This window comes from Pseudomonas sp. NPDC077649, from assembly GCF_044542855.1.
Taxonomy (GTDB): domain Bacteria; phylum Pseudomonadota; class Gammaproteobacteria; order Pseudomonadales; family Pseudomonadaceae; genus Aquipseudomonas.
Map to the genome: position 1 here is coordinate 137,053 of NZ_JBITVF010000004.1, position 12,732 is coordinate 149,784.

The following is a 12,732-nucleotide window of genomic DNA, read 5'->3' on the forward strand; positions in this document are numbered from 1 at the left end:
TGTCATTCGGCTGCTGGCTACGGGGCGGGCAGCCCCAGGCGCTACGCTGGATTTAAGGCTGGGCGGCCGATAGGCCAGCGGGTAGTCTTGCGGTTTTATTTTTCCGCGTATTTGGAGTTGTTGCGTGAACACGGAAAACCATTCCCAGACCGCCGCCTTTCTCTGGTCGATTGCCGACCTGCTGCGCGGTGACTTCAAGCAGTCGCAGTACGGTCGCATCATCCTGCCGTTCACCCTGCTGCGGCGGATGGAGTGTGTGCTGGCGCCGACCAAGGAAGCGGTGGTCCGTGAGTCCTATGCACAGGAAGGTCGCCCCGATCATGTGCGCGAGATGCTTCTACTGCGCGCCGCCGGTCAACCGTTCTTCAACGCCTCGAAACTGACCCTCGACACGCTTTCGGACAAACAGACGGCCGACGACCTGCTGAGCTACGTGCAGTCTTTCAGCAAGGACGCCCGCGAGATCTTCGAGCACTTCCACTTTGAAGACTTCGTTCAGCAGCTGGCCAGCGCCAACCTGCTGTACCAGGTCACTCAACGTTTCGCCGCCGCCGACCTCAGCCCCAAGCGCATCAGCAACTTCGGCATGGGCATCATCTTCGAAGAACTGATCCGCAAGTTCGCGGAAAGCTCCAACGAAACCGCCGGGGAACACTTCACCCCGCGCGATATCGTGCACCTGGCCACCTCGCTGGTGATCACCGATCAGGATCACAAGCTGGCGCCCAACCGCATCGTCACCATCTACGATCCGACGGCAGGCACTGGCGGCTTTCTCTCCGAGGGCGACGAGTACATTCAGTCGATCAGCGACCAGGTCACCGTGTCGCTGCATGGCCAGGAGCTCAATCCCGAGTCCTACGCCATCTGCAAGGCGGACATGCTGATCAAGGGGCAGAAGGTCGAGAACATCAAGCTCGGCAACACCCTGTCCAACGACCAACTGGCCGGCCCCGAGCACCGCTTCGACTTCATGCTCAGCAACCCGCCGTTCGGCGTGGAGTGGAAGAAGGTGCAGAAGCAGATCACCGACGAGCACACGGAAAAGGGCTTCAACGGCCGCTTCGGCCCTGGCCTGCCGCGTGTGTCCGATGGCTCGCTGCTGTTCCTCCTGCACCTGGTCAGCAAGATGCGTGACCCGCGTGAAGGTGGCTCGCGCATCGGCATCATCCTCAACGGCTCGCCGCTGTTTACCGGTGGCGCCGGTTCGGGCGAGTCGGAGATTCGCCGCTACCTGCTGCAGAACGATCTGGTCGAAGCCATCATCGCCCTGCCCACCGACATGTTCTACAACACCGGCATCGCCACCTATGTGTGGGTGCTCTCCAACCGCAAGGCCGCCGTGCGCCAGGGCAAGGTGCAGTTGATCGATGGCAGCCAGCACTTTGCCAAGATGCGCAAATCCCTCGGCAGCAAGCGCCAGTACATCACCGAGGAGCAGATCGACGATCTGGTGCGCCTGTATGGCCGCTTCGAGCAAACCCCGCAGAGCAAGATCTTCCCCGTCGAAGCCTTCGGCTATCGGCGCATCACCGTCGAGCGTCCGCTGCGTTTGAATTTCCAGACCAGCGCCGAGCGCATCGAAAAAGTGCGGGAAGAAAAAGCCATCGATAAGCTGGAAGCTCCAGCTCGCCAGCGCCTGATTGAAGCCCTGCAGGCCATGGACGCCAGCCTGCTGCACCGCAACCGCGAGCAGTTCAGCAAGCTGCTGAAGAAGACCCTCAGCGCCCATGATTTATCGCCCAGCACGCCCGAGCTGAAGGCCATCCTCAACGCCTTGAGCGAGCGCGACCCCGAGGCGGATATCTGCATGGTCAAGGGCCAGCCGGAAGCCGATGCCGGCCTGCGCGACAACGAAAACGTGCCGCTGGGCGAGTCGATCTACGACTACTTCGAGCGCGAAGTGAAACCCCATGTGCCGGATGCCTGGATCGACACCAGCAAGACGGACGAGCAGGACGGCGAAGTCGGCGTGGTCGGCTTCGAGATTCCCTTCAACCGCCACTTCTACGTGTTCCAGCCGCCGCGCCCGCTGGAAGAGATCGACCGCGACCTGAAGGCCTGCACCGACCGCATCAAGCAGATGATTGAAGGGTTGTCGGCATGAGTTTTCCTGCTTATCCGGCGTATAAAGACTCTGGGGTTGATTGGTTGGGCGAAATTCCTGAAGGGTGGAGCATTAAGCCTCTTTGGGCTTTGTTTCGGAGGCATAAGCTTACGGGCTTTCCTGATGAGCAATTGCTATCTGTATATCGCGACTATGGCGTCATTCCAAAGGCATCGCGCGATGACAATTTCAACAAGCCTTCAGACGACTTGGGTGCGTATCAACTTGTTCAGGTTGGTGACTTGGTGATTAATAAAATGAAGGCGTGGCAAGGTTCCGTAGGCATAGCTAGCTACAAAGGAATCGTCAGCCCTGCTTACCATGTTTATGCACCTGGCCATTCAGAAGCGCCTCAATATCTACATCATCTTTTTCGGTGCAATGAGTACATAGCGGGCTATCTAGCAAACTCGAAGGGTATACGCGTAAATCAGTGGGACTTGGAGCCGCAGCAACACTCGCGCATGTCTGTATTGCTGCCCTCATTTCAAGAACAAACCCAAATCGCCCGCTTCCTCGACCACGAAACCGCCCGCATTGACGCGCTGATCGAAGAGCAGCAGCGCCTGATCGAACTGCTCAAGGAAAAGCGCCAGGCCGTTATCTCACACGCGGTCACCAAAGGCCTCGACCCTACGGTGCCGATGAAAGACTCCGGGGTGGAGTGGCTGGGCGAAGTGCCTGCACATTGGGGTGTATCAAAGTTGAAGTTCATTACGGATCGCGTTGTTGATTGCCCTCATGAAACTCCAAACTACAATCCAGACGGCAATTACCTTGTTATTCGGACGGCAGATCTTGATCAGGGTATTCTAAAACCCGAGCAAATGTATCGTTTAGATAAGGATGAATATGTGCGTCGTACTCGCAGATCATCTTTAGAAATGAATGATGTTGTTTATGGGCGCGAGGGCGAAAGGTGGGGGCATGCGGCCTTGGTTCCGGAGTCTGATCTATATGCGCTCGGGCAGAGAATGATGCAGTTCAGGGTGAGTGATCAAGTTTGCCCTGAATATTTTATGTTCCAGCTCAACTCTATTGCCGTTTATGGGCAGGGTGAGGTCGATACGGTTGGAGCCACATCGCCTCATGTGAACATATCAACCATCATCAATTTTCAGATGATGATTCCTCCGCAGGAGGAGCAGGCTCGCATTTCCAACTATTTGAATAAGACACTCCGAAATTTGGATAGCTTAATCAACGAGTCAGCCGATGCCATGGGACTACTCCAAGAGCGCCGCTCCGCCCTAATCTCCGCCGCAGTCACCGGCAAGGTCGATGTGCGCGGCTGGCAGCCACCGACCAGCACCCAAGCCCCCGAATTACTTGTAGCAGAGGCCGTGTAATGGCAGACAGCAAGGAAGCGCAATTTCAGCAGGACATCATCACTGCCATGACCGCCCAGGGCTGGCTGACAGGCCCGGCCAGCGGCTATGACCGGCGCACTGCGCTGTATACCGAGGACTTTCTCGGATACTTCAAGGACGCCTGGCCTGAGCGTTGGGACAAGTTCGCCAAGGCCAACCCGAATAACCCGGAAGGCGTGCTGGTGCAGAAGCTGGCACGCGAGCTGGAGCAGGACGGCACCCTGGAGGTGCTGCGCCATGGTTTCAAGGTGCCGCAGGTGAAGGTCGAGGTGTGCAGCTTCAAGCCCGACCACGGCATGAACCCGGACACCCTCAAGCGCTACCAGTGCAACCGCCTGCGTGTGGTGCCGGAGGTGTCATATTCCCCTCACTACCGCGAGGGCGAGTACAACCCGCGTCTGGATCTGGTGCTGTTCGTCAACGGCATCCCCACCGCGACCCTGGAGCTGAAAAGCCAGTTCAAGCAGTCGGTGGAAAACGCCAAGCGCCAGTACCGCTACGACCGCCCGGTGAAAGACCCGCTGACGCGCAAGCCCGAGCCGCTGCTGACCTTCAAGCGCGGCGCGCTGGTGCACTTTGCCGTGAGCCAGGATGAGGTGGCGATGACCACCAAACTGGCCGGCAAAGACACCTTCTTCCTGCCGTTCAACCTCGGCAGCCTCGACGGCGGTGCCGGCAACCCGCCAGCGCCGGATGACAGCCAGTACGCCACCGGCTACCTGTGGCAGCGCCTGTTCCAGCCCGATGCCTGGCTCAAGGTGCTGGGCCGCTTCCTGCACCTGCAGAAGAGCGTGAAAGAGGATGCCGACGGCAACCGCGTCACCAAGGAAACCCTGATCTTCCCGCGCTACCACCAGTGGGAAGTGGTCAACACGCTCATCGAGACCACCCGCAATGAGGGGCCGGGCAAGCGCTACCTGATCCAGCACAGTGCCGGTTCCGGCAAATCCAACTCGATTGCCTGGACGGCGCATCAACTGGCCTCGCTCTACGATGCCGAAGGCCAGCGACTGTTCAACTCGGTGATCGTGATTACCGACCGCACCGTGCTGGACAAGCAGCTGCAGGACACCATCTACCAGTTCGAGCACGCCCAGGGCGTGGTCAAGTGCATCACCCGCGATATCGGTAACCAGAGCAAGTCCGAACAACTGGCCGAGGCGCTGGCCGAGCAGACGCGCATCATCATCGTCACCATCCAGACCTTCCCGGCGCTGTTCGATGCGCTGGACAAGTACCCCAAGCTGGCCGGCGGTCGCTACGCGGTGATCGCCGACGAGGCGCATTCCTCGCAGACCGGCTCATCGGCCAGCAAGCTCAAGCAGATTCTCGGCAGCGATGCCCCGGATGCTGAAGAGATCAGCGCCGAAGAGCTGCTGGATGCCGCCGTGGCCGCCCGCGCGCCCAACGAGAGCATCAGCTACTACGCCTTTACCGCCACACCCAAGGCCAAGACTCTGGAGCTGTTCGGTCGCCAGGCCAACCCGGCGCTGCCAGCGAGCGCCGACAACAAGCCCGAGGCGTTCCACCTGTACTCCATGCGCCAGGCCATCGAGGAAGGCTTCATCCTCGATGTGCTGCAGAACTACACCACCTACAGCACCGCCTGGAAGATCGCCCACCCGGACGGCGACGACGAGGAAGTGGACTCGAAAAAGGCGCGCATGAAGCTGGCGCGCTGGGTGCGCCTGCATCCATACAACATCAGTCAGAAAGTGGAGGTGATCGTCGAGCACTTCCGCGCCAATATCCGCCACCTGCTGGGCGGCCAGGCCAAGGCCATGGTGGTCACCAGCAGTCGGCAGGAGGCGGTGCGCTACCAGTTGGCGGTGCAGGCCTATGTGAAGCAGATGGGCTACGCCGATGTGCACCCGCTGGTGGCCTTCTCCGGCAGCGTGTTGCCGGACGGGGTGATCCCCGAAGAGGTGACGGAAAGCAGCAGCCTGCTCAACCCCGGCCTGAACGGGCGCGATCTGGCGGAAGCCTTCGACACCCAGGACTTCAACGTGATGATCGCCGCCAACAAGTACCAGACCGGCTTCGATCAGCCCAAGCTGTGCGCCATGTACGTGGACAAGAAGCTGCAGGGCGTGGACTGCGTGCAAACCCTGTCGCGCCTGAACCGCACCTTCGGCGACAGCAAGCCGACCTTCATCCTCGACTTCTTTAACGACGCCCAGGACATTCTCGATGCCTTTCTGCCGTACTACACCAAGGCCGAGCTGACCGACGTGACCGACCCGCAGCTCATCTATGACCTGCAGAAGAAGCTGGATGCCGAGGGCATCTACCACTGGGAGGAGGTGACGGCTTTCGCGCTGGCCTTCTTCGATCCCAAGGCAGCCGCCAGCAAACTCAGCTACTACTGCGCGCCGGCCAAGGAGCGCTTCGGCAAGCGCTACAAGCTGGCCCGGGAGTCACGCCAGCAGGCGTTGGACTTCAAGCGCACCGCCGAGCAGAACGGCGACAGCGCCGGCTTGAAAAAGGCCGAGGCGGCCGTGAAGGAAGCCGGCGAGCAGGTGGATCAGCTCGACCTGTTCAAGAAGAACCTGCAGAGCTTCGTGCGCCTGTACGAGTTCCTCTCGCAGATCATCCCCTACGAGGATCGCGAGCTGGAGCAGCTGTGCGTATACGCCAAGCACCTGCACCCGCTGCTACGCGTGGATCGCCTGGAGCAGGAAGGCGTGGACGTGGGCGAACTGCAATTGACCCACTACCGCCTGACCAAGCGTGCCGAGCACCAGCTGCGCTTGAGCGAGGAGCAAGGCGACTACGGCCTCGATCCGGCCACCGGGCTGGGCAGCGGCAAGCCCCATGATCCGGAGAAGAAGCGGCTATCGGAAATCATCGAGGCGCTGAACGACATCTTCGGCGCGGAAGTCAGCGATGAAGACCAGCTGCAGTTCCTCACCGGCATCGCCAATCGCATCAGTCGGCAGGAGGATGTGATGGCTCAGGTCAACAACCACTCGGTCGAGCAAGTGATGCACGGCCTGTTCCCCAAGCGCGTACTCGACACCGTGCTCGATGCCATGACTGACCACGAGAAGCTGTCGCTGGAAGTGCTGGATAACGAGACCAAGAGCCGGGCTTTTGCGTTGGTGATCTTGAAGATGCTGACGCAGCGGGCGGGGCTCGATGAGAGCAGCTTGCGCGGCGTATGAGCGCTGACAACAGGGAGAGGGAGTAGAGATGGCGATTCCGGATTTTCAGAGCGTGATGCGCCCCGTGCTGGCCACCGTGCAGGACGGTGCGCCACTGCCGCTCAACGAGCTGCGCGAGCGTGTTGCCGATCAATTCCAGCTGAGCGAGGAAGAGCGCAAGGAGCGCCTGCCGTCCGGCCACCAGACCGTGATCAACAATCGTGTGGGCTGGGCGCGAACCTACCTGAATAAGGCTGGCCTGCTGTGCATTCCGGCCAAGGGCATGGTGCAGATCACTGCGCGCGGCCGTGACGCCCTGGCCAGCGGTCCACAGCGCATCACCGTGGGCTGGTTGAAGCAGTTCCCCGAGTTCGCCGACTTCCATACCGTCAAGCCACACGCGGTTGATGCGCCGGCAATGGTGGCGCTCGATGCCGCCGAAACGACGCCGGATGAGCAGCTGGCCGAGGCCCATCAGGCTCTTGTGCAGTCGCTGGCTGATGAGCTGCTAGCGCAGGTGCGGGCAGCGACGCCGAGCTTCTTCGAGCAACTGGTGGTCGATCTAATGTTGGCCATGGGTTACGGCGGCTCGCGCAAGGAGGCCGGCAAGGCGACCCAGGCCACCAACGACGACGGAATCGACGGCATCATCAAGGAAGACAAGCTCGGCCTCGACGTGATCTATCTGCAGGCCAAGCGCTGGTCCAATACGGTACATCGGCCCGAAATCGACAAATTCATCGGCGCATTGACCCGGCAGAGGGCGCGCAAGGGCGTTTTCATCACCACCTCAGACTTCTCCACAGGCGCCCGCGAGGCGGCGCTGGGGCTGGATATCAAGGTGGTGCTGATCGACGGCGTGGAGCTGGCGCGCCTGATGGTGGAGAACAACCTGGGGGTGAGCGTCAAGCAGGTGTACGAGGTGAAGCAGCTCGACAGCGACTATTTCGCCGAAGAGTGATTGTGATGGGGCGGCTGGTTTAGTTCGCTTCAAACGAAAGTTCAGGCAATAAAAAACCGGCTCAGCGGCCGGTTTCTTATTGCCTTCAGAAAGTACTTAAACCATCTGATTGCTGTATATGGTGCCCAGGGACGGAATCGAACCGCCGACACGGGGATTTTCAATCCCCTGCTCTACCAACTGAGCTACCTGGGCCAACGGGGCGCTATTAGACGGATTTGAAGGATCGGTGTCAAGCGCGGGTTTGAAAAATATTTAATTATTTCGGGCGCTTAGGTTCGTGGCGGGTAGGGTGCGCCGTGCGCACCGCGCTTGAGCGCCTGGTGGCTGGCATGCAGGGTTACCAGCACTCTGTCGCGGCTAAAGCCCCTCCCACGGGGTGCTTCATTCGCTCGGCGGCACGTAGCCTTCGGCCTGGGCGTATTCCTCACCGGAGAGGAACTTGTCCATCTCGGTCTGGAGGAACTTGCGGTCCTCGGCGTTCATCATGTTCAGCCGGCGTTCGTTGATCAGCATGGTCTGGTGTTTTTGCCACTCGTCCCAGGCCTGTTTGGACACGTTATTGAAGATGTCTTCACCCTTGGGGCCGGGGTAGGGCGCGCGATCCAGGCCGGGCAGTTGCTCTTTGTATTTGCGGCACAGCACGGTGCGGGTCATGTCGGTTCTCCAGCATTGATGACTTGCGCCGCGCGCTTGAGCAGCTTCTTCACCGGGGCGGCGAGGCCCAGGCGCGGCGGGGTGGCGAGGTTATACCAGAGCCAGTCGCCCTCGGTCACGCGACTCGGCTGCTCGGTCACCTGCACCAGCCAGGGTTCGATGGCCAGTTGGAAGTGGCTGAAGGTGTGGGTCAGGCCTTCCAGTTCTCGGCGTTGGCCAAGCTCGAGCTGTTGCTGCTGGCCGAGGGCGTCGAGCTGTTCGAGGTCGTCCAGCTCTGGCAGGCTCCACAGCCCGCCCCACAGCCCGGTGGAGGGGCGGCGATAGAGCAGGATGTCACCGGCAGCGTTGACCAGCAGCGGCATCAGCGTGCGTTTCTGCGGCAGTGTTTTGCGCGGCTTGGCCACCGGGTAGCGGATTTCCAGGCCGAGCAGGTGCGCCTGGCAGCCGCTGCGCACCGGGCACAGCAGGCAGCTGGGTTTGCTGCGGGTGCAGAGGGTGGCGCCGAGGTCCATCATCGCCTGGGTGTAGTGGTTGACCCGCGCGTGCGGGGTGAGGCGCTCGGCCACATCCCACAGCTGCTTGGCCACCTTCGGCTCGCCGGGATAACCCTCCTGCGCGACGTAGCGCGCCAGCACGCGCTTGACGTTGCCGTCGAGGATAGGCGCACGCACACCCATGCTCAGGCTGGCGATGGCGCCGGCGGTGGAGCGGCCGATGCCGGGCAGCTCGCTGAGCGCCTCGACGCTGCGCGGGAACTCGCCGCCGTGCTCGCGCATGACGATCTGCGCGGTCTTCTGCAGGTTGCGCGCGCGGGTGTAGTAGCCCAGGCCCGTCCACAGGTGCAGCACTTCGTCTTCCGGTGCTTCGGCCAGGTCGCGCACCGTGGGCAGCGCGGCCATAAAACGGTCGAAGTAGCCGAGCACGGTGCTGACCTGGGTCTGCTGCAGCATGATTTCCGAAACCCACACACGGTAGGGCGTGATGTTCTGCTGCCAGGGCAGATCCTTGCGCCCGTGCTGGTCGTACCAGGCCAGCACGGCGCCGTTGAACTGCTCGGGGCTCATCGGTTGAACAGGCCCTTGAGTGCATCTTTCAGTTCCGGGCTGACCTTGTCGCCGAGTTTCTCTTCCAGCTTCTCGGTCAGCTTGTTGCCGGCCAGGCGTGCGGCGATCTTGCCGAGACCGTCCTGATCCAGACGGCAGGCCTTGGCGCCCAGCTCCAGCGGACCGCGGCAGCGCAGCGGCCATTCGATGCCGACGTAGCGCTCGTTGACCTGGCAGGCCGGGTCCGGCATCTCGCGCTGGTCGCCCTGCAGGGTGATGCCGACCTTGTAGTCGAGACCGAGCACGCGCAGGTCGAGATCGCCATTGCCGCTGACCGCCAGGCCCGGTACCAGCGCCTTGAGATCGGGGTTGTGGGCGACGCCGTCACGCACGTTGAGACTGCCCTTGAGTTCGCGGAACGGCGTGTCCTTGCCGGTCGGCGGGTTGCTCGGCACCTTGCGGTTGAGGGTGGCGATGCCGCGGCACAGCTGCTGCTCGAGGTTGGCGTCGACCAGCACGCCGTCGTTGAGGACGAAGCTGGCGTTGCCATTGAGCGCCTCGACCCAGGCTTTCTGGCTGTTGCCGCGGCTGTTGAACTTGGCGTCCAGGTCGAGCTGGCCCTTGATCGGCGAGGGTTGGTCGTCCTTCTTCAGCAGCGGCTCCAGCGGCATGCGGCTGAAGCGCTGTTCCAGGCTCAGCATCGGCTCGGCCTGACGCACATCGATGCGCCCGCTGCTGACGAAGCTGCCACCCTGCAGCTTGCCGCGCAGCTCTTCCACCGTGATCAGGCCGCCGCGGCCGTTGGCCTTGATGCGGACATCCTCGAACTGCTGCTTGTCATAGGTCAGCTGGCCCAGGCCCAGTGCCAGTTGCAGGTCGAGCTTGCGCAGCTGGTCCACCGGTAGCACCTTCTCGTCGCTCCAGGCCTGCTGGGTCGGCGCCTTGGGCAGCGGCGTGGTGCCGTCCTTGCCGGCGCCGGCGATGCTGTCCTTGACCTCGGCCTTGCGTGCGGCGCCGGCACTGTCCTGGGCTTTCGGCGGCAGGTAGCGGTCGAGGTCGAGTTTGTCGCCCTTGAGGTCGGCGCGCAGCGCCTGGCGGGCGAAGTCGGCCACTCCGAGGCTGCCGGTGAAGGTGCTGCCGTCCAGCTTGAGGTTGAGTTCTTCCAGCATCACGCCCTTGGTCGAGCCGCTCAGGCGGCTGGCCAGTTCGAACTGGCCGAGGCTGTCGGCGTCCTGCATGGCCGGCAGTTCGACGCCGATGCCGGTGAGGAATTCGCGCAGGTTGAGCGCGGCGATGGACAGGCCACCGGCCAGCTTGGCGTCCTTGTCCAGCTCGCGCAGTTTCAGTTCGCCGAGCGCGCGCAGCTGGTTGGCGGACAGTTTCAGGCCGTTCCATTCGGCGACGTTGGCCGCCAGGTCGACCAGCAGCTGCCCCTGGGCGGCGAAGTTCAGCGTCTTGCCCTTGAGCGGCTCGCCCGAGGCTTCGCCTGCCAGCTTGAGGTCTTCGAACTGGTAGCGCTTGAGCGCGCGATCGAAGCGCAGCTGGCCCTCCAGCTCGCTGCGCGCGCGCAGCAGCGGCTGGTTGGTGCCGAAGAAGGCGCCGAGCTTGAGCGGGATGGCCGCGCCCTCGCGGATGGCGCCGGTCTTCAGCTCGATGTTTTCCAGGGTGAATTGCTGGTCCTGCTGCGCGTCGTGGTAGTCGATGCGCGAGTTGCTCAGGGTCAGGCTGTCGATATCCAGCTTGATCGGCTGGCCGGCGGGCTTGTCGGTCTTCGTCTCGCTGGGGGCGTCGCTGGCTGGCGGCTGTTCGCTCGGCGTTTGCGCCGCTGCGCTGGCCTGCGCCGGCTTGCCTATGCCTTCCCAGTTGCCGCGGCCCTTGGCGTCGCGCTGCAGGTTGAGGTTGAGGCCGTCGATGCGGATGTCGCTCATCTGCACTTCCTTGCGCAGCAGCGGCAGCACCCGCACCGACAGGCCGAGCAGGCGCAGGTCGGCGAAGGGCTGCTCCGGGGTGTCGGCGCTGGCCAGGGTGGCGTCGGTCAGCTCCAGGCCCAGCCAGGGGAACAGGCTCCAGCCGATATCGCCCTTGAGCTGCAGCTCCAGATTGGCCTTGTCGCGGGCCAGCTGGCGGATCTCGTCCTTGTAGTCGTTGGGGTCGAACAGGTGGGTCAGGGCGAACAGCAGCGCCACTATGAGCAGCAGCAGCCCGAGGAGGAAGAGACCCAGGATCTTGCCGAGCGCTTTCATGGACGAGTCCTTGTTTCGATAACGGATTGCGGGCGGCCTGCGCGTCGGGCGCGGGCGGCCGTCGATATGGGCGCCGAGTATAGCGTTACAGGGCCGCGGCGACCCGCTCGGCGATGGCCAGGCTGGCGGTCAGCCCCGGCGACTCGATGCCGAACAGATTGACCAGGCCGGGCAGGCGGTGATCGGCAGGGGTTTGGATCAGGAAGTCGGCGGGCGGTTCCCCCGGGCCGCTGAGCTTGGCGCGCACGCCGGCGTAGCCGGGTTGCAGACGCGCGGCGTCGAGCGCCGGGAAGTAGCGACCGATGGCGGCGGCGAAGGGCGCGCGCAGGCGCTCGTCGACCCGGTAGTCGAGGGCGTCCAGCCAGTGCACGTCGGGGCCGAAGCGCAGCTGGCCGGCCAGGTCGAGGGTGGCGTGGATGCCCAGGCCGGCGGTGTTGGCTTCCGGCATGGGGTAGATCAGCCGGGAAAACGGCGCGCGGCCGCTGTAGCCGAAGTAGCGGCCCTGGCACAAATGCAGCGGCGGCACCGGCAGGCCGTCGAGCGTGGCCGCGAGGCGCTGGGCGAATGGGCCGCCGGCGTTGACCACCCGTTGCGCGCGCAGCTCGAACGGCTCGCCGGCGCTGTGACCGCTGGCGAGCCAGGCGTCGCCGTCGCGGCGCAGGCGCTCGACGCGGCTGTGCAGGATCAGCTGCGCGCCGCGACTCTCGGCCACCGCCAGCAGCGACTGCAGATAGGCGTGGCTGTCGATGATCCCGGTGCTCGGCGAGAGCAGCGCGCGCACGCCGCGCAGCGCCGGTTCCAGCTCGCGCAGGCGGGCCTGGTCGACGGCCTGCAGGTCGCCCACGCCGCAGGCCTCGGCGTTGGCCGCGAGGGCGTCGAGCTTGGCGATCTCGTCTTCTTCCACCGCCACCAGCAGCTTGCCGATGCGCCGCTGCGCCACGCCGTGCTGCGCGCACCAGGCGTACAGGCGCTCGCGGCCCTCCAGGCACAGCTCGGCCTTGAGCGAGTCGGGCGGGTAGTAGAGGCCGGCGTGGATCACCTCGGAATTGCGGCTGGAGGCGTGGCTGCCGATCAGGGCCTCGGCTTCGAGGATCAGCGTGTCGCGGCCGGCTTCGGCCAGGCGCGCGGCGCAGGCCAGGCCGAGGGCGCCGGCGCCGATGATCAGGGTGTCGATGCTGTGCATGGCGTGTTCGGTGCTGCTGTTTGGC

Annotated in this window: 8 protein-coding genes and 1 tRNA gene; 4 read left to right on the top strand and 5 right to left on the bottom strand. The window is 63.3% G+C overall.

Annotated elements, in window-relative coordinates; translation table 11 throughout:
- Positions 1 to 124 precede the first annotated feature (124 nt).
- The 4 genes from ACIGFL_RS14170 to ACIGFL_RS14185 are packed head-to-tail and all read left to right on the top strand — an operon-like array spanning position 125 to position 7,581.
- On the top strand, positions 125 to 2,107 hold the full coding sequence (locus ACIGFL_RS14170) for an N-6 DNA methylase (RefSeq protein ID WP_397497598.1): 1,983 nt from the start codon (positions 125 to 127) through the stop codon (positions 2,105 to 2,107).
- On the top strand, positions 2,104 to 3,456 hold the full coding sequence (locus ACIGFL_RS14175; protein ID WP_397497599.1) for a restriction endonuclease subunit S: 1,353 nt from the start codon (positions 2,104 to 2,106) through the stop codon (positions 3,454 to 3,456). The genes ACIGFL_RS14170 and ACIGFL_RS14175 overlap by 4 nt, the downstream gene beginning before the upstream one ends.
- Positions 3,456 to 6,641 (top strand): type I restriction endonuclease subunit R, encoded by a 3,186-nt coding sequence (locus tag ACIGFL_RS14180; RefSeq protein ID WP_397497600.1) that lies wholly within the window; start codon positions 3,456 to 3,458, stop codon positions 6,639 to 6,641. Before ACIGFL_RS14175 ends, ACIGFL_RS14180 begins: the two co-directional genes overlap by 1 nt.
- Before the next feature lie 28 nt (positions 6,642 to 6,669).
- Positions 6,670 to 7,581 carry a restriction endonuclease gene (locus ACIGFL_RS14185; protein ID WP_397497601.1) on the top strand — a complete coding sequence of 304 codons (912 nt, stop codon included), beginning with the start codon at positions 6,670 to 6,672 and terminating at the stop codon, positions 7,579 to 7,581.
- Positions 7,582 to 7,700: 119 nt separating this feature from the next.
- Here the strand turns inward: ACIGFL_RS14185 and ACIGFL_RS14190 are convergent.
- The 5 genes from ACIGFL_RS14190 to ACIGFL_RS14210 form a co-directional block, all read right to left on the bottom strand.
- Positions 7,701 to 7,776 (bottom strand) — tRNA-Phe (locus tag ACIGFL_RS14190).
- Positions 7,777 to 7,965: 189 nt separating this feature from the next.
- On the bottom strand, positions 7,966 to 8,238 hold the full coding sequence (locus ACIGFL_RS14195) for an oxidative damage protection protein (protein WP_397497602.1): 273 nt from the start codon (positions 8,236 to 8,238) through the stop codon (positions 7,966 to 7,968).
- A complete protein-coding gene (mutY, locus tag ACIGFL_RS14200; RefSeq protein WP_397497603.1) occupies positions 8,235 to 9,302 on the bottom strand; it encodes an A/G-specific adenine glycosylase in 1,068 nt (355 codons plus the stop codon). The genes ACIGFL_RS14195 and mutY overlap by 4 nt, the downstream gene beginning before the upstream one ends.
- Positions 9,299 to 11,524 carry an AsmA family protein gene (locus tag ACIGFL_RS14205; RefSeq protein WP_397497604.1) on the bottom strand — a complete coding sequence of 742 codons (2,226 nt, stop codon included), beginning with the start codon at positions 11,522 to 11,524 and terminating at the stop codon, positions 9,299 to 9,301. The genes mutY and ACIGFL_RS14205 overlap by 4 nt, the downstream gene beginning before the upstream one ends.
- An 85-nt stretch (positions 11,525 to 11,609) precedes the next feature.
- On the bottom strand, positions 11,610 to 12,707 hold the full coding sequence (locus tag ACIGFL_RS14210) for an NAD(P)/FAD-dependent oxidoreductase (RefSeq protein WP_397497605.1): 1,098 nt from the start codon (positions 12,705 to 12,707) through the stop codon (positions 11,610 to 11,612).
- Between the last annotated feature and the right edge of the window lie 25 nt (positions 12,708 to 12,732).

Bases quoted from the DNA above. Each gene is read 5' to 3' on its own strand.
- ACIGFL_RS14205 (WP_397497604.1), bottom strand. From the start codon at position 11,524: ATGAAAGCGCTCGGCAAGATCCTGGGTCTCTTCCTCCTCGGGCTGCTG.
- mutY (WP_397497603.1), bottom strand. From the start codon at position 9,302: ATGAGCCCCGAGCAGTTCAACGGCGCCGTGCTGGCCTGGTACGACCAG.
- ACIGFL_RS14195 (WP_397497602.1), bottom strand. From the start codon at position 8,238: ATGACCCGCACCGTGCTGTGCCGCAAATACAAAGAGCAACTGCCCGGC.
- ACIGFL_RS14210 (WP_397497605.1), bottom strand. From the start codon at position 12,707: ATGCACAGCATCGACACCCTGATCATCGGCGCCGGCGCCCTCGGCCTG.
- ACIGFL_RS14185 (WP_397497601.1), top strand. From the start codon at position 6,670: ATGGCGATTCCGGATTTTCAGAGCGTGATGCGCCCCGTGCTGGCCACC.
- ACIGFL_RS14175 (WP_397497599.1), top strand. From the start codon at position 2,104: ATGAGTTTTCCTGCTTATCCGGCGTATAAAGACTCTGGGGTTGATTGG.
- ACIGFL_RS14180 (WP_397497600.1), top strand. From the start codon at position 3,456: ATGGCAGACAGCAAGGAAGCGCAATTTCAGCAGGACATCATCACTGCC.